This is a genomic window from Agromyces sp. NPDC029043 (genome assembly GCF_055564615.1).
Genome location: NZ_JBVHVX010000026.1, coordinates 19,947 through 40,839, shown reverse-complemented (window position 1 = coordinate 40,839; position 20,893 = coordinate 19,947). Strand labels below are relative to the sequence as shown.

The window sequence follows — 20,893 nt, the reverse complement described above, 5'->3', positions numbered from 1 at the left end:
ACCTGCCCGTTGAACCCATCGAGAAACCTGAGTGATCCCGACTCAACTAAGGTTGACGAGGGTAGGACTCATTCGGTAGACCTGAGTCGGACGCACTGAAGTTCGGCGCGACCGGGTCACAGGCCCGGCTCGGGTTTCGATGAACCTGGGTGCACACCCACGAACTAGGAGGAAACACACATGTCACGTGCTGTTGGAATCGACCTCGGTACCACCAACTCCGCGATCGCGGTGCTTGAAGGTGGCGAGCCGACTGTCATCGCCAACGCCGAGGGCTCCCGCACGACCCCGTCTGTTGTCGCATTCGCACGCAACGGCGAGGTCCTTGTCGGCCAGCCCGCGAAGAACCAGGCGGTCACCAACGTCGATCGCACCATTCGCTCGGTCAAGCGCCACATCGGCGAGGGCGACTGGACCGTCGAGATCGACGACAAGAAGTACACCCCGCAGGAGATCAGCGCACGCACGCTGCAGAAGCTGAAGCGCGACGCCGAGTCCTACCTCGGTGAGCCCGTCACCGACGCGGTCATCACCGTCCCCGCATACTTCAACGACGCTCAGCGTCAAGCAACCAAGGAAGCCGGCCAGATCGCCGGCCTCAACGTGCTCCGCATCGTCAACGAGCCCACCGCGGCCGCACTGGCCTACGGACTCGACAAGGGCGAGAAGGAACAGACCATCCTGGTCTTCGACCTCGGTGGCGGTACCTTCGACGTCTCGCTGCTCGAGATCGGTGACGGTGTCGTCGAGGTCCGCGCGACCTCCGGTGACAACAACCTCGGTGGCGACGACTGGGACCAGCGAATCGTCGACTGGCTCGTCGAGAAGTTCAAGGCGCAGAACGGCATTGACCTGACCAAGGACAAGATGGCCATGCAGCGTCTGCGTGAGGCCGCCGAAAAGGCCAAGATCGAGCTGTCTGCCTCGCAGTCCACGTCGATCAACCTGCCCTACATCACCGTCGACGCGGACAAGAACCCGCTGTTCCTCGACGAGCAGCTGTCCCGCAGCGAATTCCAGAAGATCACCTCGGATCTCCTCGAGCGCACCCGCGCTCCGTTCCAGGCGGTCATCAAGGATGCGGGCATCTCCGTCGGCGACATCGATCACGTCGTGCTCGTCGGTGGCTCCACCCGTATGCCGGCCGTCACCGACCTGGTGAAGGAACTGACCGGTGGTCAGGAGCCCAACAAGGGCGTCAACCCCGACGAGGTCGTCGCCGTGGGTGCCGCACTGCAGGCCGGTGTGCTCCGCGGTGAGGTCAAGGACGTGCTGCTGCTCGACGTCACCCCGCTGTCTCTCGGTATCGAGACCAAGGGCGGTGTCATGCACAAGCTCATCGAGCGCAACACCACCATCCCGACGAAGCGCTCGGAGACCTACACCACCGCTGAGGACAATCAGCCGTCGGTGCAGATCCAGGTGTACCAGGGTGAGCGTGAGATCGCGTCGCACAACAAGCTGCTCGGCTCCTTCGAGCTCGGTGGCATTGCGCCTGCGCCGCAAGGTGTTCCACAGATCGAGGTGACCTTCGACATCGACGCCAACGGCATCGTGCACGTCACCGCGAAGGACAAGGGCACCGGCAAGGAGAACTCGATCCGGATTCAGGACGGTTCCGGCCTGAGCAAGGACGAGATCGACCGCATGATCAAGGACGCCGAGGCACACGCCGACGAGGACAAGAAGCGTCGCGAGGAAGCCGAGACCCGCAACCAGGCGGAGTCGCTGGTCAACCAGACCGAGAAGTTCCTCAAGGACAACGAGGACAAGGTTCCCGCCGACGTCAAGGAGAAGGTCACCGCGGCCGTCGCCGACGCCAACGAGGCCCTCAAGGGCACCGACATCGGCGCCATCAAGACCGCCGTGGAGAAGCTCACCGAGCAGTCCCAGGCCATGGGTCAGGCGATTTACGCTGCAGCCCAGGCGGAGTCGGAGCAGGCAGCACCGTCCGGTGCCGCCGGTGGTGATGACGACGTCGTCGACGCCGAGGTTGTCGACGAGCCCGAGGACAAGAAGTGACCCAGCCCGGTCCCGAGGCCGCTTCGGCCGGGGGCGCCCAGCACGGCGCCCCCGGCGAGCCGGTCACCGTCACCGACCGGCGGCGTGTCGATCCCGAGACGGGAGAGGTACGCCCCGACGGTGCCGGACCGGCATCGGCTTCGGGAGAAGGGGATGTGGCCCCGGGCAATGCTGCCCCGGCCGAGGCCCCGGCTACCCCGGAGAACGATGAGGTCGCCGAACTGACCGCCGCGCTCCAGCGTGAGCGCGCCCAGTTCGCCAACTTCAAGCGTCGTGCGGCGGAGGAGCAGCAGGGATCGGTTGCCTACGGCAAGCGCGTCCTGATCGAGAAGCTCCTGCCGCTCATCGACGATCTCGACCGCGCCCGTGCCCACGGGGATCTCGAGGACGGACCGATGCGGACACTGGCCGACAAGCTGACCGGTGTCCTCACCACCGAAGGGCTCGCCGCATTCGGCGCACCCGGCGACGTCTTCGATCCCGAACTGCACGAGGCCGTCCAGCACGACGGCTCCGGCGCCGAACCCGTTCTGGGTGACGTCTACCGACGCGGCTACCGCGTGGGGGACAAGGTGATCCGCACCGCGATGGTCACCGTCACCGACCCGGTTCCCGGAACGGCAACACCCAACGGTGCGCAATAATCGCACCACCGACGGCTGTCCGGTGATGTCGTCGCGACATCACCGGACAGTTGTCGTCAGACAACTTCATCAACCAGACTTACAACACATTCGAAGGAGGTGACGTCTGGTGGCTCCACAGCGAGAATGGCTCGAACACGACTTCTACAAGGACCTGGGCGTTGCTTCTGACGCCTCGGCCGACGAGATCAAGAAGGCATACCGGAAGCTCGCGCGGGAACTCCATCCCGACGCCAACCCGAACGATGCTGCGGCCGAAGAGCGTTTCAAGCGGGTCTCCGAGGCGCATTCCGTCCTCGCCGATCCGGAGAAGCGCAAGGAATACGACGAGACCCGTGCCATGTTCGCCGGCGGACGTTTCCGCGGCGGGGGCAACGGTTATCCCGGCGGCTTCCCAGGCGGAGGTGGCACAACCTATACGACGACGACCGGCGCCGACTTCAACATCGGTGACCTGTTCGGCGGAGGCGACAGCGGTGGCGGCGGCTTCGGAGACATCTTCGACGGCCTGTTCAACCGCGGCGGTTCCGCCGGCGGCGGACACACCCAGTCCACCGCCTCCCGTCCGCGCCGCGGCAAGGACCTCGAAACCGAGACGAGCCTGTCATTCAAGGATGCGGCCCTGGGCACCACGGTTCCGCTGCGCGTGACCAGCCCCTCGCCGTGCACCTCGTGTCACGGCAGCGGCGCCAAGGCGGGTACCAGCCCGCGAGTGTGCCCGTCCTGCAACGGTTCCGGGTTCATCAGCCGCAATCAGGGTGCGTTCGGATTCAGCGAGCCCTGCCAGGATTGCCAGGGCACCGGCTCGCGCATCGACGACCCGTGCCCGGACTGCGCGGGCTCGGGTGTCACGGTGCGTCCCCGCACCATCAACGTCCGGATTCCTCCGGGCGTCGAGGACGGCCAACGCATCCGTCTCGCCGGCCAAGGCGAAGCCGGACGCCGCGGCGCACCGTCGGGTGACCTCTACGTCGTGGTCCACGTGACTGCCGACAAGCTGTTCACCCGCAACGGACATGACCTCAAAGTGCAACTGCCAGTGAGTATTTCGGAGCTGGTCCTCGGGTCGACGGTGTCCGTGCCGACGCTCGACGGCTCGGTCGGGGTGAAGATCCCGCCCAAGACCAGCGACGGCCGGACGCTGCGCGTCCGTGGTCGGGGCGTGCCGAAGCGTTCGGGCGGCGCTGGTGACCTGCTGGTCACCGTCAAGGTCGCCGTCCCGTCGGCGCTCGACGACGCTGCCGTCGAGGCCATGGAGCGATACGCTGAGGCCGAGAAGGCCAGCGGCTTCGATCCTCGCGCGGATTGGGGGAGGTGATCGGCGATGAACTCACGTCACGAGCAGGACCGCCGGGCCGCGAGCGCGGCCCACGGTCCCTCGACGGGGGCGACCGCCGACACCGAACACACAACGCCACGCGCGGCGGAGTCCACCACCGGGGCACGGGCGACATTCATGATCTCGGTCGCCGCCGAACTGGCCGGCATGCATGCACAGACGCTGCGCACCTATGACCGGCTCGGCCTCGTCACACCGCAACGCACCAGCGGTGGCGGGCGCCGCTATTCGACACGCGACGTCGAGATGCTGCGCGAGATCCAGCGACTCTCCCAGGAGGAGGGCGTCAACCTCGCCGGCATCAAACGCATCATCGATCTGAGCAATCAGGTCGACGCGCTCGCCGCCCGCGTCCGGGAGCTGTCCGAGGAGCTCGAGGGCTCCCGCACCCGGCGCGGCGGTGAGCTCGTCCCGGTCCCGCGGACCAGTGCGCTGGTCGTCTGGCAACCCCGGGGGAAACGTTCTGGCGCCTGAGGACGACAATCCCACAAGACCGCGATACCTCCCATTCTAAAGATCGCGGCCATGTCGGGCCGGGGGGTCCGCCTGATGAGCGAACGCAAGACGGAAGAAGGTGGCGCTGTCATGGCCAACGCCGGTGTGACCAGCACAGGAACCAACGCAGGGATCAGCACGGGGGAGAGTCCCACGATCGGGGTGCGCAACACGACAGGTGCCGCGACCGGCGCCGTCCTCGGCGTCTCCGTCGTCGACGACTCGGTGACCTCGGTCGTCAAGGGTGCCCAGGGGGAGATCCTGGCCAGCAACATCGTCGACCTGCCCGACGCGTCGGAGCAGAGTGCCGAGCAGGCCATCACCGAACTCGTCGAGTCCGTTCCGTTCGCGGTGGACACCATCGCGGTGGCGTGCGCGCGTCCGGAGACCGCCGAGTATCTCGCGGCCGCGATGAATTCCGGTCCGAACCGTCCCGCCTGGGCGGACACGGTCTCCGTCGCCGATCTCCCGGTCGCCCTCGCCGAGGTCGCGCGATCCGAGCCGAGCCGCGGGGGCATCGTCTCCGTCGTCGATCTCGACCGCGCCGGGGTGCCCTCGCCGGGGCGCTCCATCATCACCGTCGATACGGCGACCGGCACCATCGTCGGGGCGTCGGAATTCAACGACGGCACACCCGCGCCCGTCACCGAACCGGACGGCGCCAACGCCATCGCCGACGCCGTCACGACGATGCCCGGCGGCACCAACGTCACCCAGGTGATCTGCACCGGGATCGGTGCCGAACTCCCGGGTGTCGCGCCCGCACTCGAGTACGCCGTCGCCAAGCCGGTGTCGCTCGCGACCCAGCCGTCATTGGCGGCCGCTTCCGGTGCGGCGTCGTCGGCGCAGCGGTCCCTGCAGGCACCCGCCGCAGTTCCCACGAAGCCCGCCGGCGCAGCCGGACTCGGCAAGCAGCGGTACTGGCTCATCGGCGCCGCCATCGCCGGCGCCCTGCTGCTCGGCGGCATCGCGATCGCCGCGCTGACCGGCGGGGGCGGGGACGCCGCCGCCCCGGCAAGCACCGTCACGGTGACCGAGACCCCCGAGGCGTCGACGGTCACCGAGACCGGCACACCGCGCACCAACACCGTCGTCGAGGAGCGCGTCGAGACGGTCACCCAGCCCCGCGCGACCCAGACCCAGACTCAGACACAGACGGTGACTCCGCCGCCGGTGACCGTGACGGACACGACGACCGTGATCGTCGAGGTGCCTGCGGCGCCCGCCGAGCCGGAGCAGGGCAGCGGGGACACGGGAGACACCGGCGAAGAAGGTACCCCGTAGCCGTAGCCCTGCTACACCGGGTCGTGCTGGATGAGCGACGCCCGTACACCGGAGATGATCAGCCGGTTGCGGGTGTTCTCGATCATCGCCGCCGACCCGGCGATCAGCACCTGATGCTGCTCCCACCCACCTTGGGTGACGACGACGTCGTCGAGGCGACCGATCCGATGCTCCACTCCCAGGTCCTGCGGTGAGGCGGCCGAGTTGAGCCACCACGGGTCGGCGCTCTCCTCGGAGACGGCGGTGACCCGCAGCCATGGATTCGTGGCTGCGATGCGCCGCAGCACCGCGAGATCGTAGAGCTCCCCGGGATGACGCATCCCGTAGAAGATGTGCGTGCGACGCTGATCGACGCGCATCGACATCTCGATCAGCAGCGCGCGCAGCGGCGCGAGGCCGGTACCGCCGGCGATCATCAGGACATCCCGCTCGGGACCGACGTGCAGGGTGCCGTGGGCCTGGGCGATGGTCCACACGTCCCCGGCGCGAGTCTGGGTGACGACCGAGGGGCTGAACGATCCGCCCGGCACGGCACGGACATGGAATTCGAGTTCGCCTCGTTCGTTCGGCGGGATCGCCGGTGACAGGTGGCGCCAGGTGTGCGGCCACTGCGGGATCTGCACTTCCAGGTACTGCCCGGCGGCGTGCTCGAGCGGATGGTCGGTGATCAGCCGCACCACGGCCAGGTCGCGGGAGATGCGGTACTTCTCCACCACCTCGGCCGTCCAGCTCGCCGGACCCTCGGCCATCTGCGCCGCGCCGCGCATCACGCCGGTCGTCAGCATCATCGCCTGGGAGATCGCGACCTGCGCGTCGTCGTCCCAGTAGGAGCCCATCAGCTTCTCGAACTCGATCATCAACGCCCGGTACATCAGGTCGTAGTGCTCGGGCAGCACCCCGAACTTGCGGTGATCGCGGCCGAGTTGGGCGAGGAAGTCGACGAGCTCGTCCTGCCCGGTGGGGGCGGGGATCACCTCGAGGACGTGATCGATCACCCCGAAGAACGCTCGACGCTGATCGGTGAGCATGGCGCCGAACAGGCCGCGCAGATCCGGGTCGAGGGCGAACAGGCGCGTGTACAGGTCGGTGGTGAAGCGGTCGGGGTTGCGGTTGATGAGTTCACGGAGATGATGCAGAGCGTGACGTGAGTGGCTGGCCACGGAGCTATCTCCTCCTCGATTCCGTGCGATGTCGCATATCCAGACGATCCATCTGACATCTCGGACGATACGCCTGGTCATATGGCACGCTCGTAGACGTGGCATTGAGTGGCCTTGTGGTCGGGATCGTCGACGCACATCTGCATCAGTGGAACCCGCGCCACACGCCCTGGTCGGCGATCCGCGGGTCGCGGTTCTACCGCGTGGCACCGAGCCTGGGGGACCGGGTTTTTCCGCTCCTCGTGAGCCCCGCGGACCGCGAATATGTCCTCAACCCCACGACAGTCGCACGTTGCTACGAGCCGGCGCAGTACCTCAGCGATGCCGTGCCCGTGCATAACGTCGCCGGCGTGCCGATCGACACCGTCGTCTATGTCGAGTCGCACTGGCGCAGCACCACCTCCATCTCCGACGGCGCTCCCGAAGGACTCTCCGCCGAGGACGAGGTGCGCTATGTGACGGGGCTGCCGTTCGGTGTGGGCGGTGCACCCCGGCTCGGTGCGATAGTCGTCCACGGCGATCCCCGCGCGCTCGGCTTTGCCGCGCGCCTGGATCGGCAGATGTCGGAGAGTGACGTCGTGCGCGGAGTCCGCTGGGGGGTGGCCCGCCATCCCGATCCGCGGGTCCGAGATTTCGGTGACGCCGACGGCATCCTCGCCTCACCGTCGTTCCTCTCCGGCTTCGCCGCGGTGGCCGAGCGCGGACTGTCCTTCGATGTCTCGCTGTACTCGCATCAGCTCTACGACGCGGTGACGCTGGCGCGCGAGTACCCGGAGACGACGTTCGTCCTCGATCACATCGGCGCACCCGTCGGGGTCTTCGGTCCGGTCGGCGCCCCGAACGCGTCGATGGACATGACCGTCGGAAGCCTGCTCGATATTCTCGACGACCGCGGAGATTACTTGCTGCAGTGCCTCTTTCGCGAGAACGCGCTGCGGGTCTATCGAATCTGACCCGCAGCGCGTTGCTGCGTCAGCGGTAGGGCCGTCGGTGGGAGCGTGGTGTCAGCTCTCGTCCTCGTGCTGGTGATGCTCGCGCGGGCTCTCCGGCACCGGTGGCTGCGGTATCACCGGGTACTCGCCGGTGTAGCCCTGACGCTGCGCGGCGATCGCGAGGACCTTGTCCCTGCAGGCGAACCAACCGCCGACGAGCAGTGGGATGCCCACCAGGATGGCGATGAGGTTCCAGTAGTTCTCCCAGCACATCAGCACGACGACCGCACCGAGGAAGATCAGCGTCGCGTAGCTCGTGTACGGGGTGCCCCACAGGCGGAACGACGGACGCTCCAGGATGCCCTTCTGTTCCCAGCGGTACAGCTGGATCTGGCAGAGAACGATCATGGCCCAGGTGGAGATGATGCCCAGCGCGGACAGATCGAGCGCGATGTTGAAGGCCTCCTCGGGGACGAAGAGGTTCAGCACGATGCCCAGGAGGGTGAGCGCGCCGGTCAGCGCGATGCCACCGAACGGCACACCGTTGCGATTCATCTTGCCGGTGAACTCCGGTGCGGTGCCGTTGAGTGCCATCGAACGCAGGGTCCGGCCGGTGGAGTACAGGCCGGCATTGAGGCTCGACATGGCGGCGGTCAGCACCACGAGGTTCATGATGCCGCCCGCGGCCGGGACACCGATCTTGGAGAAGAACGTCACGAACGGCGACTCACCCGCCTTGTACGTCGTGTACGGCAGCAGCAGCGCCAGCAGGATCAGCGATCCGACGTAGAACACCGCGATACGCAAGACGACGGAGTTGATGGCGCGTGGCATCACCTTGGCCGGCTCGGCGGTCTCACCGGCGGCAGTTCCGACGAGTTCGACTGCGGCATAGGCGAAGATGACACCGGAGGTGACGATCACGAGGGAGAACATGCCGGTCGGGAAGAGGCCGCCGTTGTCGCTGATGACACTGAAACCGGTTGGCTCGCCCTGGATTTCGAAGCGACCGGCGAGGAAGATGGTGCCCACCACCAGGAAGGTGATCAGCGCGGTGACCTTGATGATCGAGGCCCAGAACTCCATCTCGCCGAACAGCTTGACCGAGATAACGTTCATGACCAGCACGATGCCCAGGGCGATGAGGGCGATGAGCCACTGCGGGATCGCCTCGAAGGCACCCCAGTAGTGAACGTAGAGCGCCACCGCGGTGACGTCGACGATCGCGGTGGCCGCCCAGTTGAAGAAGTAGAGCCAACCGGTGACGAAAGCTGTTTTCTCACCGAAGAATTCGCGGGCGTAGGAGACAAACGATCCCGACGACGGGCGGTGCAGCACCAGCTCGCCGAGGGCGCGCAGGATGAAGAAGACGAAGACGCCGCAGACGGCGTAGGTCATCCACAGGGACGGACCCGCATCATGCAGGCGGCTACCGGCGCCCATGAACAGGCCGGTGCCGATGGCGCCGCCGATGGCGATCATCTGGATCTGGCGCGGTTTGAGGGACTTCTGGTAGCCCTCTTCTTCGTGGGCGAGCGCCGAATTGTCGTATGTGCTCGTCGTTTCTGACATATGTGTTCCTCGTCGTGCGAAGTCCGGTGTATGGGTCGAAGCCGAGATGTACTGCCGAGTCGACAGCGGTTGCTGCCACCCGAATCGGATTGCATCGCAGGGTGTGCGATCAGTCCTGGCAGACGGGATCCGACGCTAACGGGAGATGGCCATCAGCGAAAATCGAGGCGTGTAAACATTGTGAAACATGGACGTTCGTGCTGGTCGCGAGATCAGCGTACCGCGCGGTGTGTCCGGTTCGCGTGGATCATCCCCGACGCCGAAATCGTGACCGCCGCCGCACTTCTCGCTCGGGCGGAGTCACATCACGCAAGGCGCGCGCCACGATGTCGGTGAACTCCGAACACGTCGCATACCGCTCGGCCGGGTCTTTGGCGAGGGCCTTCTCGAACACCGAATTCAGTGCGCTGGGAAGCCAATCCCGCCGTCGGGTCACCTTCGGGATCGGGTCGCGCAGATGGGAGTAGGTGATGGCGAACGCCGTCGAGCGCGGATAGGGCGGGAGCCCGGTCAACCACTCCATAACACTGCACGCCAACGCATATTGATCCGTCGCCGGCGATAGATGTTGTGCCTGAAGCAATTCCGGGGATGCGTAAGCGATGGACCCCTTGACGCGGCCGTTGCGCGCGAGGGGGCGTGCATCGTCGAGGAACTGGGCGATACCGAAATCGCCGAGAAGCGCGTCCGCCGCGTCGAGTTCCGGATCGGTGAGCAGGATGTTGGCCGGTTTCACGTCGCGGTGGATGACGTCGTTCGCGTGTGCGTAGTCGAGCGCGGCGGCGGTCTGGGTCGTGATCCGCACGATCGCCGGGATGTTCGGCTGGGCACGTTCGCCCGGGATCAGAGCCGTCGACGACGGTCCGGCGGCATACTGCATGGCGATCCACAGCACCGGCAGATCGTCGCCGGAGGCGGGGACTTCGCCGCGCGCGTACATCGCGACGATCCGCTCGTGGTGGAGGTGATGGGCGATGCCGAACTCACGCTCGAAGCGATCCCGGACGCGCGGATGGCCGACCTCGTCTTCATGCAGGACCTTGAGGGCGACCCGTGCGGGGAGATCGGTTCCGACCTCGCCCTGCGGACGCCGCGCGAGATAGACGTCGGCGCTGCTGCCGCCGCCGAGTCTGCGCTCGATGACATACCCGGCCACCTGGTGGCCGGGTACGAGCGCATCCGGAACGGTCAACACACGCACAGACTAGTGGCGCGGGCTGCTCGACCGCGCATCGTGTGGTTACACGCGGACGGGAGTGATGCGGAAGATCGGGAAGCGGCGTCCCTGTGAGGTCTCGGTGTACTTGGCGAAGGCGGGGGAGGCCGCGAGGAACGATCCCCACGCCGCATCCCATTCATCAGGGGTGAGCTCAGTTGCGCGAGCGGCAAATTCGGCCACCTGACCGTCGTGGGGTGCTTCCACGGTGAACTGGTCGGCGGCCCTCAGGTTGTGCACCCATGCCGGGGTCTTGGGGGAGCCGCCGGCAGAACCGATTACGAGCCAGGAGTCGCCGTCGGGCAGCCCGAGGAGAGGATTGACCCGTGGTTGTCCGGACTTGACGCCCACCGTGTGCACCAGGATGAGGTGATCGCCGAAACCCGCGGTGGTGACGGTGCCGCCGTTGGCACGGAACTCGTCGATGATCTGTTGATTGAAGTCACTCACTCCACCATTGTGCGCTGTACCGGGTGCTTATGGTGGAGGCATGACCGTCGCCGATGACATTGCGTTACTGGAAGCCGAACTCCCCGACGGCATGGTGGTCACCGACCCGGACATCCTCGCCGCCTACCGGCAGGACCGTGCCCAGGATCCGGACGCCGGCACGCCGCTGGCACTGGTGCGCCCGACGACCACCGGGCAGGTGCAGGCGGCGGTGCGCTGGTGTGCCGAGCGCGGAGTCAAGCTGATCACCCGCGGAGCCGGTACCAGCCTGTCCGGTGGGGCCACCGCCGTCGACGGCGCGCTGATGCTCTCCACCGAGAAGATGCGGTCACTCACCATCGACACCGCTACCCGCACCGCGGTGAGTCAGCCGGGACTGTTCAACGCCGAGGTCAAGGCTGCCGCGGCGGAGCACGGACTCTGGTATCCGCCGGACCCGTCGTCGTTCGAGATCTGCACCATCGGCGGCAACGTGGCCACCAACGCGGGTGGTCTGTGCTGCGTGAAGTACGGCGTCACCACCGACTATGTGCTCGGTCTCGAGGTGGTGCTCGCCGACGGCCGCGCGGTGCGCCTTGGTGGCAAACAGCTCAAGGACTCCGCCGGGTTGCCGTTGACGAAGCTGTTCGTCGGCAGTGAGGGGTTACTGGGGATCGTCACCGAGGTGACCCTGCGTCTGCTGCCGCCCCAGGCGTCGGCCTGCACGGTGGTGGGCACCTTCGCCTCGGTACATCAGGCGAGCGAGGCGGTGCTGTCGATCACCTCGAAGATCCGTCCCGCGATGCTCGAGTTCATGGATGCGGTGTCCATCAACGCCGTCGAGGACATGCTGAAGATGGGGCTCGATCGCGAGGCCGGCGCGTTGCTCGTCGCGCAGACCGACGCACCCGGCCCGGCCGGTGTCGCCGAGGTGGAGATCATCCGCGAAGCCTTCGAGGCACATGGAGCGGAGGACTGTTTCGCCACCGACGATCCCGCCGAGGGTGAGGCGTTCACCGCGGCGCGCCGCGCGGCGATCCCCGCCGTCGAACGTCTGGGTTCACTGCTCCTGGAAGACGTCGGGGTGCCGTTGCCGTCGTTGCCCGCGTTGATCGACGGCGTCAAGACGATCGCCGCCGAGCAGGAGGTGATGATCTCGGTCATCGCGCATGCGGGCGACGGAAACACTCACCCGCTCATCGTGTTCGACCCATCCGACACCGATGAGGCCGCCCGCGCCCAGGTGGCCTTCGGAAAGGTCATGGACCTCGCGATCGAACTCGGCGGCACCATCACCGGTGAACACGGCGTCGGCAGGCTGAAGAAGGGGTGGTTGCCGAATCAGGTGGGACCCGACGTCATGGAGATGACCGCGGCGATCAAGGCCGCCCTCGATCCGCAGGGGCTGCTGAATCCGGGCGTGATCCTCTGATCCTCTGATGGCGCGGCACCGTCGAGGACCTCAGTGGCGAGCGAGGATGGCGTCCAGGTCCGATCCGACGGGCAGCGTGCCGTACTCGAAGCCGCGTTCTCCGCCGAGGCGTGCGGCGATGAACGCCTCGGACACCGCGCTCGGCGAGTACCGAACCAACAGCGACGCCTGCAGCGCCAGCGCCATCGATTCGACGACGCTGCGTGCCCGCCGCTGTGCGCCGGCCGCGTCGAGGGTGGAGAGCTCGGCGAGCTGAGTCCGTGTGCGATCCAGATGCGCGTCCAGGGTGGTGTCGACGCCGCGCGCCTTGGACACCTCGGCGTCGAACGCGGCGAGGGACTCCGGCTCGCGGGTCATGGCGCGCAGCACATCGAGGGCGATGACATTGCCCGAGCCCTCCCAGACGGCCATCACCGGCTGCTCGCGGTAACGCATCGAGAGCGGGAAGTCCTCGGTATATCCGTTGCCGCCCAAGCACTCCAGTGCCTCGTAGGCGTGGTGGGGTCCGCGTTTGCAGATCCAGTACTTCGCGACCGCGGTGGCGAGGCGTCGGAAGGCGCGCTGCTGATCATCGGCGTCCTCGTCATGGGCGCGGGCCAGGCGGATCGCGGTGACGGTCGCGGCCTCCGATTCCATTGCCAGGTCCGCGAGGACCGATGTCATGGCAGGCTGATCTGCGAGTGTGGCGCCGAAGGCGGCGCGGTGCCGTGCGTGCCAGGTGGCCTCGGCGACGGCCTGACGCATGCCGGCGGCGCTGCCCAGGACGCAGTCGAGCCGAGTCTGGGCGACCATCTCGATGATGGTGCGTACGCCGCGCCCGGGCTCGCCGATCATCACGGCCACGGTGCCGTCGAGTTCGATTTCACTCGACGCATTCGACTTGTTGCCCAACTTGTCCTTGAGACGCTGGATACGGAAGACGTTGCGGGTACCGTCGGGCAGGACGCGCGGGAGCAAGAAGCACGACAGTCCCTGTCCGCCTGGACCCTGCGCCTGCGCCAGCACGAGGAACGCGTCGGACATCGGCGCCGAGCAGAACCACTTGTGGCCGGTGAGTAAGTACTCCGCGCCCGGGCCGCCCTTGCTCACCGGAACCGCGACGGTGGTGTTGGCCCGCACATCTGATCCGCCCTGCTTCTCCGTCATCGACATCCCGAAGATGGCCGACGACTTGTCCGCCGAGAGATCGGGGGAGTAGCTGCGCGACAATGCTTTCGGCACCCACTGCGCCGCCACATCCGGCTGCAGCTCGAGTGACGGGATGACGGCGTGGGTCATCGAGACAGGGCACGCGTGGCCGGGTTCGATCTGGCCGAACAGATAGAACGACGCCGCGCGCACGACGTGCGAGCCGGGCTGCGGATCGGCCCAGCACCGGGTGTGGGACCCGTGGGCGATGGATGCGGAGATGATGCGGTGATACGACGGGTGATACTCGACCTCATCGATGCGGTGGCCCCACCGGTCGAACGGCGTGAACTGCGGCGTGATGGTGTTGGCGAGTTTGGCGTCATGCTGGAACTCGGCGGTGCCGACATGCGCGCCGATGTCGATGAGCTCGGCGTCACCCCACCCGCCGTCGTGGCGTTGAACTGCTTCGCGCAGAACAATATTGGACTCGTACTCGTTGACATCCACCCGCGGAGCGGACTGATTGAGCACCTCGTGCGTGATGTGCGGCCGCGGGTGCGCGGTGGTGCGCGGGGAGGCGGGAGTTTGGGTCATCGTGATCCTTCCAGGGGACGATCGAGCACGGTCTCGGGTATCTGCAGGTTCGTGAAGATCACCGCCACGGCCTCTTCCAGCGAGTACCCGAATTCCTCACCGGTGGCTGCTTTTTGGACGATGAGCCCGAACACGGCCGACCAGAACGCCCGGGCCTCCACGCCGATGTCGGCGCGCAGCTCCCACCCTGTGCGGACCAGGGTGTGCATGAGCGCACTCTCTCCGCGCTCGTGCAGTGTGCGCAGGGTATCGGTGATCTGCTCCCGCAGGTCGGGACGTCGGGAGACGAGAAGCATTGCGGTGGTGAACAGTTCGACGTTGCGAGCCTCCGCGCCCAGGAGCGTGCTGATGAGCGAGTGGGTGTACTCGCGCACCGTCGTCGCCGTCGACGCCGCTTCCTCGGCGTGGCGACCCGCGCGTAGCACCGCGGCGCACGCCACCTCGACGAACAGCTGTTCCTTGGACCCGAAGTAGTACGTCACCTGATTGGGAAACGCGTCTGCGCGCTGGCAGATCTGCGCGACCGACGCCGTCTCGCCCTGGTCGGCGAACACCTCACCCGCTGCCCGCAGCAGAGCCAGGCGCGTGGCCTTGCCGGCAGTGCGGCTGGCGCGGTTGGTGGGTGGCATGTGTCGGCCTCGCTCGTCTGATGTTTGTATGGCAAACAATAAATGAGGTGAGGCGAGTCACGCAAGCAGGAGCAAGAAGGCTACTGCTGCGGGCGGGCCAGTAGAGGTCGTGGAGGTTCAGATCGGCAAAACATGGATCAGACTGCTGGCGAATGGCGTCTCGCGGTTGACGAATAGACCCGCCAGCCGGTCGATTCGTCAACCACAAGGCGGATCGGTTAGATCACTACAACCTTCGTCCCCGGAGTCCACCATGAGAACGTCGCCAACTCACGTCCCGCCGACAGCCGTCGAATACTAAAGTCGTGCACTGTGGCAGGCGATGCGATTCTGGAACGTCGTGCACTGATCTTGAGTCTGATCGCGACGGCGATACTCGGCTCCGGCGCCCTGATCTGGGGCATCGTGTCCGAGGCGCGCGTCATTCTCTTCGACGGCGTGTACACCCTCGCCGGCATCGTTCTTGTCGGCGCTTGGATGATTGCCTCCCGCATGGCCAGCGCGCCCCCGACTCCCGGATATCCGTTCGGCGACGCCGTTGGCGGTCGCGCTCCAGGGCGCCGCGCTCTTGGGCACGCTCACCTACGGCGCCGCCGATGCGGTGCTGGTGATAGTCGAGCGGAGTGGACACCAGGCGAGTACGTCGCGTCGCCGGCATCAGTGGGCAGGCGATCATCGAGGTCGACGACGACGGTGCGAACCGGATCGTCGTGCTCTCCGGGGCGAACGCAGAGCTCGCCGCCGGCGACGTGCTGCGGGGGCTCGAGGTACTCGATCCGAAGATCGTTCTCACACAACTCGAATCCCCGCTGGAGGTGACGGAGGCGGTCGCTTCCTGGTGCAGCCGCAACGGGCGCCGCTTCATGGTGAACCCCAGCCCGGTGGTGGCCCTGCCCGACGAGATCCTGTCGGCGGCCGATCCGCTCATCGTCAACGAGTACGAGGCGGGGTTCTATGCCGGTGCCGGTGATTCCGAGGCCCTGGGAAGGGAACTGCTCGAGGTGTCGAACTCGGCGGTCATCACGCTGGGCGGTGCAGGGGTCGTGGTGGCCGAGCAGGGTTCGGTACGCCGTATCCCGGTCGACGAGGTGCGGGTCGTCGACAAGACAAGCGCCGGCGATGTGTTCGCGGGGACGCTGGCCGCGCACGTGTCGCAGGACGCGACGCTCCTCGATGCGAGTGCCCGCGCTGCCGCGGCAGCCACCCAATTTGTCGGTCGGCCGCGAAGGTCGTGAGCTTCTGCCGTCGATAGAGACCACGGGCTGGATCACATCAACGGCGTAGGCCCTGACCCGCCGCCGGCTACAGGACCGACACGACCTTCTTCGCCGTGGCCTTTGCGGAACCGGGGTTCTGCCCGGTGACGAGGCGGCCGTCGACAACGGTGTAGGAAACGAACGGCAACAGTGCCTTCTCATACAGCGCGCCGCGCGAGCGCATCTCGTGTTCGGCGTTGTAGGGGACGAGCTTGTCGACGCGCGCGAGAACCTCCTCCTGCCAGGCGAATCCGGTGAGCTTGCGGCCGTCGACGAGATACGAGCCGTCGGACAGCGTCGTATTCAGCAGGCCGCAATATCCATGGCACACCGAGGACACGACGCCCCCGCGCTCCCAGATCTGACGCGTGGTACGTTGCAGCCCAGCCACGCCTTGGCCGTCTTGTCGTAGTTCGGAAACTTCAGTGATCGTGGCTCCAATGGCGAGGTACCGCCCGCGGGGCTGACTATCGTCTGCTCGTAGCCCGCCTCGGCGAAGACATGCCACGCGTGGGTGAGCTCGGAGAGCCACAATCCGGTGGGATGCGAAGGGTCGTCGTAGTGACCGACGTTGGTGACGACGTTCAGGATGTGCTTGGTCATGGCAGGTTTGTCCTTCATCGTTGCGAAGTTGACGTCGGTTCGACGGCCGTGTGGATCAGTGGGTGGGCGACAGAGATCGGTGTGGGCATTGGCCCTGGGCTGCCCGACGTCAGTTGTCGTGCAGTGCGGACCGCAGTGCGTCGATGGCGAGCGTGCGTGCAACATTCGCCGCCCGGGTATCGCGCAGGCTGTCGAGGAGTAGGAAGTCGTGAACCATGCCGGCGACACGCACCGATGTCACGTCCACTCCTGCCTCGCGCAACTTGTTGGCGTACCGTTCACCTTCATCGCGCAGCACGTCGGCCTCGTCGGTGATGACCAGGGTGCGCGGCAGATCCTTCAGTTCGTCAAGCGATGCTTGCAACGGTGACGCGTGGACTTCGGCCCGCTCGGCGGGGTCGGTGGTGTGTATGCGTCCCAGAACCACTGCATGCCTTCGCGTGTCAGGTAATACCCGTCGGCGAACTGTAGATACGACGGCGTATCGAAGTCGGCGTTCGTGACCGGGTAGAGCAGCACCTGTGCCTTGAGGTCGATGCCGCCGCGCTCCCTGTTCATCAGGGCGAACACCGCCGACATGCACCCGCCCACGGATTCACCCGTCACCGCTATGCGTGGGGTGTCCAGGCCGTGATCGGTACCGTGTTCCAGAACCCATTGTCCGACTGCGTAATTCTGTTCGACCTGGGTGGGGTAACGGGCTTCTGGCGCGCGGTCATACACCGGGAAGACGCCGGCGGCTCCCGCACCGACGGTGAGTTCGCGAAACAGTCGGTCGTGGGTGTTCTCGTCGCCGAAAACCCAGCCGGCGCCGTGGATGTAATACACGACGGGCAGGGGCCCGGTGACGCCTTTGGGCCGAATGATGCGCGCGCGAACCGTCCCCCACTCGTCGGCATCGACGCCGACCCACTCCTCGTCGACATCCGGGCGGGGTACCGACGTGTCGCTTTGCAGATCCGCGAGAATGCCGCGCCCCTGCTCAGGTGGCACCTCGTAGATCCGAGGATGAGGATCCGTGGCCTCGCACAACTGCTGCGCGGCAGGTTCGAGAACGGGTGTGATGGGTGGGGGTAGGTCGGTCACGAGTGGCCCTTCTGGTACGGAGCTGATGTGAAGCCCAGCCTGTGGACGGCGAAAAGCCGTGTCACGGAACCGGATAGGGATAAGTCGCAGTCGCCAGGCGTGGCCGCACAGCTCGGATGTTTACGCCTCTTACATGGCCGACCATAAGCATGGGCATGGGGTGCGAGTCGCGTCAACAGGTTACTGCGAACTCGCCGACAGGACTGTGGTGTTGTGAACTCGAATGACATTGAATGTCAGCGCTATTCGGGCTGATTCGGATCGTGTGCTATCGAATGGTGAGCACGGCGTTGACGGCACTCCGCACCCGCTCGGCGACATCGGAGTCGGAGTCGGCGTCGAACTTGCCATCGAGGTGGAGGAATGCGAGTCCGTGCACGAGCGCCCACACCGCGGTCGCCATAGCTTCGGGGTCTGATGTCGGCAGTGTCTCTTTCACGACCGACTCGACATAGTCGTGCATGGCAGTGGTGGCTGCGACGCGTTCCGGGCTGGTCGGATCACACGGCTCGGCGAACATCGCCCGGAACAGACCGGGCCGAGCCAGCGCGAATCGAACGTAGGCGATGGCGATCTCGCTGAGATCCTCGGGCGTCGTCGGCTCGGGTTGTGCTGCGGCCAATTGGGCGCCGAGTTCTTCATATCCGACCGCTGCGACCGCAGAGACCAGGGCATCCCGATCGGCGAAATGCCGATAGGGCGCCGCCGTCGACACGCCTGCACGCCTGGCGGCGGCGCGCAGTGAGAGTTCGCCGGCGCCGTCCTCCTCGAGGAGTTCCATCGCCGCGCGCACCAGGGCGGTGGGGAGATCGCCGTGGTGATACGACCCGGATGCAGTCGGCATACCGTGCAATCTATCGCGCTGCCTCCAGCAACGCGGCATCTGGCACCAGCAGTACCTTGCCCACCGAGTCCGCGGAATCGAGCATCGCCTGGCCTCGCTGGGCGTCGTCGAGAGGCAGGATCGCGGAGATGATCGGTCGGATCAGGCCCTGCTCGATGAGTGGCCACTCGTTCGTGCGGACCGCGTCGACGATTTCGGCCTTGGAGCCCGGACCTTCGAGTGGACGATTGCGCACGTTGAGGCCGATGACGCGGGCCCGTTTCATGACGAGTGCCGCGACGTTGAGCTCTCCGATGAATCCGCCCTGCATACCTATGATCACCAGCCGTCCGCCCACGGCGAGTGCGTCGATGTTCCGCGACAGGTAGCTGCCGCCCATGATGTCGAGGATGACGTCGGCGCGGCCGGCCAGTTCTGCGGCGAAATCCTGCTCGCGGTAGTTGATGACGATGTCGGCGCCGAGTTCGCGGCAGTGGTCGCCTTTCTCTACCGAACCGACTGTCACCGCAACTGTCGCGCCGAGAGCCTTGGTGACCTGGATCGCATGGGTGCCGATACCGCTGCCGCCACCGTGGATGAGCACCGTCTCGCCCGCCGCCAAGCCCGCATCCATCGCGATCGTCGACCACACGGTGCCGGCGACCTCGGGTAGTGCAGCGCCGTCGATGAGTGAGATACCGATCGGGATCGGCAATAGCTGGCTGGCCGGCACCACCGCATAGTCGGCGTAACCGCCGCCGGAGATCAGGGCGCACACCTCGTCGCCGACGGACGGCCCGTTGACGTCAATACCAAGGGCGACAACGGTTCCGGAGATCTCCATGCCCATGATGTCGGTGATGCCGGGTGGAGGTGGATACAAGCCCTGACGCTGCATCAGATCGCCCCGGTTGATACCCGCCGCCGCCACGCGCACCAAGACTTCGCCGGGTGCAGGGGAGGGTGTGGCTACCTGGGCGACGGTGAGATTCTTCTCATCGTCGACGACGATGGCGTTCATGGTTTCGGGGACAATCGTGCGGACATAGGGCCGCCTTCGCTGTGTATGCACTGCTTACATCTGAAGCCTAGGCGCGGGATGTGTGCAGTGTCAACACTCAACCTTCACGCCGTCGGCGCGCCGAAGATGCGGAAGGCGACGCGCTTGCGCAGGGTGAAGCCGAGGGATTCGTAGAGCCGGATGGCGGTGGCGTTGGTGGCCTCGGCGTGCAGGAACGGTGTTTCGCCGCGCCGACGGATTCCGTGCGCGACGGCGCGGGTGAGTCGCCCGGCCAGACCTTGACCACGCGCCTCGGGGGCGGTGCAGACGGCGCTGATCTCCGTCCATCCCGGTGCGTGCATGCGTTCGCCGGCCATGGCGATCAGTCGGCCCTCACGGCGCACGCCCAGGTAGTTGCCGAGGTCGATGGTGCGGCGCTCGAACGGTCCCGGGCGGGTGCGACGGACGAGATCGAGCATGTCCTCGACGTCGTCCGCGGTGAGCATGACGGCCTCGTCGTCGGGCTCGCCCAGCACAGTGGCGCCGATGAGCTGAACACCCGGAAGATCCATCCGCACTTCCCAATCCGGCGGTGCGAGCACATCGACGACGGGGAGTAGCAGTGACCCGCCCGGCCCGACGAGTGCTGCTGCGTCGGCCCAGTCCGACGACGACGGGTCGTCGGGCAACGCGGCCATCGGACAGACATCCGTCGGGTAGCGCAGGGCGGCACCGTGCCGTTCGGCGAACTGTGCGTGCGGACCGGTCAGCGCGGCCAACGCGGGGTTGTCCAGAACGGCGGCATCGGACGCGGAGATCACGGCTCACACGATAGCGTCGACACGCTGTACGGCGCCGAGGCGGAAGTGGATGGGCCTCGAATCACGTCGAACGAATTCTCGGGACTCCTCGTAATCTGCGTGAGATGCGCGCAGAGTGGAGTGTGGGCCCTCATTTCGACGGCTCGCGAACCAGAGAGGATTCTTCATGGCACTCGACGATGACGACATCACTACCTCAAGCGCCGGCGGCGAAGGCCCAGCCGACGGTGGCTCCAACCCAGGCGGACATGACGGCGGTGCCGACGGCTCGGCGGCTGCTGGTGAAGGTCCGGCCGATGGTGGTTCCAACCCAGATGGTCACGACGGTGGCGCCGATGGTTCCGCCTCCGGCGAGGGTCCGGCCGACGGTGGCTCCAACCCCGATGGACATGACGGCGGGGCCGACGGAACTGCCTGAGGGACAA

At 66.4% G+C, this 20,893-nt stretch carries 21 protein-coding genes and 1 pseudogene; 10 read left to right on the top strand and 12 right to left on the bottom strand.

What is annotated here, in order from left to right; translation table 11 throughout:
- Positions 1–180 precede the first annotated feature (180 nt).
- The 5 genes from dnaK (at position 181) to ACZ4TW_RS21975 (ending at position 5,784) form a co-directional block, all read left to right on the top strand.
- Positions 181–2,022 carry a molecular chaperone DnaK gene (gene dnaK, locus ACZ4TW_RS21995; RefSeq protein WP_465546401.1) on the top strand — a complete coding sequence of 614 codons (1,842 nt, stop codon included), beginning with the start codon at positions 181–183 and terminating at the stop codon, positions 2,020–2,022.
- Positions 2,019–2,666: a nucleotide exchange factor GrpE gene (grpE, locus tag ACZ4TW_RS21990; protein ID WP_465546399.1), complete on the top strand. Its 648-nt coding sequence runs from the start codon at positions 2,019–2,021 to the stop codon at positions 2,664–2,666. The genes dnaK and grpE overlap by 4 nt, the downstream gene beginning before the upstream one ends.
- Before the next feature lie 109 nt (positions 2,667–2,775).
- On the top strand, positions 2,776–3,984 hold the full coding sequence (gene dnaJ, locus ACZ4TW_RS21985; protein WP_465546398.1) for a molecular chaperone DnaJ: 1,209 nt from the start codon (positions 2,776–2,778) through the stop codon (positions 3,982–3,984).
- Between the two features lie 138 nt (positions 3,985–4,122).
- Positions 4,123–4,479 carry a heat shock protein transcriptional repressor HspR gene (locus tag ACZ4TW_RS21980; RefSeq protein ID WP_465546396.1) on the top strand — a complete coding sequence of 119 codons (357 nt, stop codon included), beginning with the start codon at positions 4,123–4,125 and terminating at the stop codon, positions 4,477–4,479.
- A 111-nt stretch (positions 4,480–4,590) separates the two neighbouring features.
- Positions 4,591–5,784 carry a hypothetical protein gene (locus ACZ4TW_RS21975; RefSeq protein ID WP_465546394.1) on the top strand — a complete coding sequence of 398 codons (1,194 nt, stop codon included), beginning with the start codon at positions 4,591–4,593 and terminating at the stop codon, positions 5,782–5,784.
- Positions 5,785–5,795: 11 nt separating this feature from the next.
- Here ACZ4TW_RS21975 and ACZ4TW_RS21970 read toward each other — a convergent pair whose 3' ends face one another.
- The gene (locus ACZ4TW_RS21970) at positions 5,796–6,944 is read right to left on the bottom strand and encodes an FAD-binding oxidoreductase (RefSeq protein ID WP_465546392.1); all 1,149 of its coding nucleotides are present in this window, start codon (positions 6,942–6,944) and stop codon (positions 5,796–5,798) included.
- Between the two features lie 116 nt (positions 6,945–7,060).
- Here ACZ4TW_RS21970 and ACZ4TW_RS21965 point away from each other — a divergent pair, with 116 nt between their 5' ends.
- Positions 7,061–7,897 (top strand): amidohydrolase family protein, encoded by an 837-nt coding sequence (locus ACZ4TW_RS21965; protein ID WP_465546390.1) that lies wholly within the window; start codon positions 7,061–7,063, stop codon positions 7,895–7,897.
- A gap of 51 nt (positions 7,898–7,948) precedes the next feature.
- Here the strand turns inward: ACZ4TW_RS21965 and ACZ4TW_RS21960 are convergent, their stop codons facing one another.
- The 3 genes from ACZ4TW_RS21960 to ACZ4TW_RS21950 form a co-directional block, all read right to left on the bottom strand.
- A complete protein-coding gene (locus tag ACZ4TW_RS21960; RefSeq protein WP_465546388.1) occupies positions 7,949–9,448 on the bottom strand; it encodes an amino acid permease in 1,500 nt (499 codons plus the stop codon).
- A gap of 247 nt (positions 9,449–9,695) precedes the next feature.
- Entirely contained in the window at positions 9,696–10,643 is a 948-nt protein-coding gene (locus ACZ4TW_RS21955) for a serine/threonine-protein kinase (protein ID WP_465546386.1), read from the bottom strand.
- Between the two features lie 45 nt (positions 10,644–10,688).
- The gene (locus tag ACZ4TW_RS21950; RefSeq protein ID WP_465546384.1) at positions 10,689–11,114 is read right to left on the bottom strand and encodes a nitroreductase family deazaflavin-dependent oxidoreductase; all 426 of its coding nucleotides are present in this window, start codon (positions 11,112–11,114) and stop codon (positions 10,689–10,691) included.
- A 40-nt stretch (positions 11,115–11,154) separates the two neighbouring features.
- On the opposite strand from ACZ4TW_RS21950, the gene ACZ4TW_RS21945 reads away from it, so the two are divergent.
- On the top strand, positions 11,155–12,525 hold the full coding sequence (locus ACZ4TW_RS21945) for an FAD-binding oxidoreductase (protein WP_465546382.1): 1,371 nt from the start codon (positions 11,155–11,157) through the stop codon (positions 12,523–12,525).
- 30 nt (positions 12,526–12,555) lie between these two features.
- On the opposite strand, the gene ACZ4TW_RS21940 is transcribed toward ACZ4TW_RS21945, so the two are convergent.
- The gene (locus ACZ4TW_RS21940; protein ID WP_465546380.1) at positions 12,556–14,250 is read right to left on the bottom strand and encodes an acyl-CoA dehydrogenase family protein; all 1,695 of its coding nucleotides are present in this window, start codon (positions 14,248–14,250) and stop codon (positions 12,556–12,558) included.
- Positions 14,247–14,879, bottom strand: coding sequence for a TetR/AcrR family transcriptional regulator C-terminal domain-containing protein (locus ACZ4TW_RS21935; RefSeq protein WP_465546378.1), 633 nt, complete (start codon positions 14,877–14,879; stop codon positions 14,247–14,249). The genes ACZ4TW_RS21940 and ACZ4TW_RS21935 overlap by 4 nt, the downstream gene beginning before the upstream one ends.
- A gap of 312 nt (positions 14,880–15,191) precedes the next feature.
- Between ACZ4TW_RS21935 and ACZ4TW_RS21930 the strand changes: the two are divergent.
- Both ACZ4TW_RS21930 and ACZ4TW_RS21925 read left to right on the top strand, forming a co-directional pair.
- Positions 15,192–15,398: pseudogene (locus tag ACZ4TW_RS21930) on the top strand (hypothetical protein); the annotation flags it as partial.
- Between the two features lie 104 nt (positions 15,399–15,502).
- On the top strand, positions 15,503–16,114 hold the full coding sequence (locus ACZ4TW_RS21925) for a PfkB family carbohydrate kinase (RefSeq protein ID WP_465546376.1): 612 nt from the start codon (positions 15,503–15,505) through the stop codon (positions 16,112–16,114).
- A 67-nt stretch (positions 16,115–16,181) separates the two neighbouring features.
- Here the strand turns inward: ACZ4TW_RS21925 and ACZ4TW_RS21920 are convergent, their stop codons facing one another.
- The 6 genes from ACZ4TW_RS21920 to ACZ4TW_RS21895 all read right to left on the bottom strand — a co-directional run bounded on the left by ACZ4TW_RS21920 (position 16,182) and on the right by ACZ4TW_RS21895 (position 20,468).
- On the bottom strand, positions 16,182–16,526 hold the full coding sequence (locus ACZ4TW_RS21920; protein WP_465546375.1) for a type 1 glutamine amidotransferase domain-containing protein: 345 nt from the start codon (positions 16,524–16,526) through the stop codon (positions 16,182–16,184).
- A gap of 321 nt (positions 16,527–16,847) precedes the next feature.
- A complete protein-coding gene (locus ACZ4TW_RS21915) occupies positions 16,848–17,102 on the bottom strand; it encodes an alpha/beta hydrolase (protein WP_465546373.1) in 255 nt (84 codons plus the stop codon).
- Positions 17,078–17,731, bottom strand: coding sequence for an alpha/beta hydrolase (locus ACZ4TW_RS21910; RefSeq protein WP_465546371.1), 654 nt, complete (start codon positions 17,729–17,731; stop codon positions 17,078–17,080). The genes ACZ4TW_RS21915 and ACZ4TW_RS21910 overlap by 25 nt, the downstream gene beginning before the upstream one ends.
- Positions 17,732–18,092: 361 nt before the next feature.
- A complete protein-coding gene (locus ACZ4TW_RS21905) occupies positions 18,093–18,668 on the bottom strand; it encodes a TetR/AcrR family transcriptional regulator (protein ID WP_465546369.1) in 576 nt (191 codons plus the stop codon).
- Positions 18,669–18,678: 10 nt separating this feature from the next.
- Positions 18,679–19,668 carry an NAD(P)H-quinone oxidoreductase gene (locus ACZ4TW_RS21900; protein ID WP_465546367.1) on the bottom strand — a complete coding sequence of 330 codons (990 nt, stop codon included), beginning with the start codon at positions 19,666–19,668 and terminating at the stop codon, positions 18,679–18,681.
- Positions 19,669–19,772: 104 nt separating this feature from the next.
- Entirely contained in the window at positions 19,773–20,468 is a 696-nt protein-coding gene (locus tag ACZ4TW_RS21895) for a GNAT family N-acetyltransferase (RefSeq protein ID WP_465546364.1), read from the bottom strand.
- Positions 20,469–20,634: 166 nt separating this feature from the next.
- Here ACZ4TW_RS21895 and ACZ4TW_RS21890 point away from each other — a divergent pair, with 166 nt between their 5' ends.
- Positions 20,635–20,886 carry a BatC protein gene (locus ACZ4TW_RS21890; RefSeq protein WP_465546362.1) on the top strand — a complete coding sequence of 84 codons (252 nt, stop codon included), beginning with the start codon at positions 20,635–20,637 and terminating at the stop codon, positions 20,884–20,886.
- Positions 20,887–20,893 lie beyond the last annotated feature (7 nt).

Excerpts from the sequence above, each read along its gene's own strand:
- ACZ4TW_RS21975 (WP_465546394.1), top strand. The coding sequence starts at position 4,591 with ATGGCCAACGCCGGTGTGACCAGCACAGGAACCAACGCAGGGATCAGC.
- ACZ4TW_RS21940 (WP_465546380.1), bottom strand. The coding sequence starts at position 14,250 with ATGACCCAAACTCCCGCCTCCCCGCGCACCACCGCGCACCCGCGGCCG.
- ACZ4TW_RS21900 (WP_465546367.1), bottom strand. The coding sequence starts at position 19,668 with ATGAACGCCATCGTCGTCGACGATGAGAAGAATCTCACCGTCGCCCAG.
- ACZ4TW_RS21980 (WP_465546396.1), top strand. The coding sequence starts at position 4,123 with ATGATCTCGGTCGCCGCCGAACTGGCCGGCATGCATGCACAGACGCTG.
- ACZ4TW_RS21905 (WP_465546369.1), bottom strand. The coding sequence starts at position 18,668 with ATGCCGACTGCATCCGGGTCGTATCACCACGGCGATCTCCCCACCGCC.
- ACZ4TW_RS21935 (WP_465546378.1), bottom strand. The coding sequence starts at position 14,879 with ATGCCACCCACCAACCGCGCCAGCCGCACTGCCGGCAAGGCCACGCGC.
- ACZ4TW_RS21945 (WP_465546382.1), top strand. The coding sequence starts at position 11,155 with ATGACCGTCGCCGATGACATTGCGTTACTGGAAGCCGAACTCCCCGAC.
- ACZ4TW_RS21890 (WP_465546362.1), top strand. The coding sequence starts at position 20,635 with ATGGCACTCGACGATGACGACATCACTACCTCAAGCGCCGGCGGCGAA.
- dnaK (WP_465546401.1), top strand. The coding sequence starts at position 181 with ATGTCACGTGCTGTTGGAATCGACCTCGGTACCACCAACTCCGCGATC.
- ACZ4TW_RS21960 (WP_465546388.1), bottom strand. The coding sequence starts at position 9,448 with ATGTCAGAAACGACGAGCACATACGACAATTCGGCGCTCGCCCACGAA.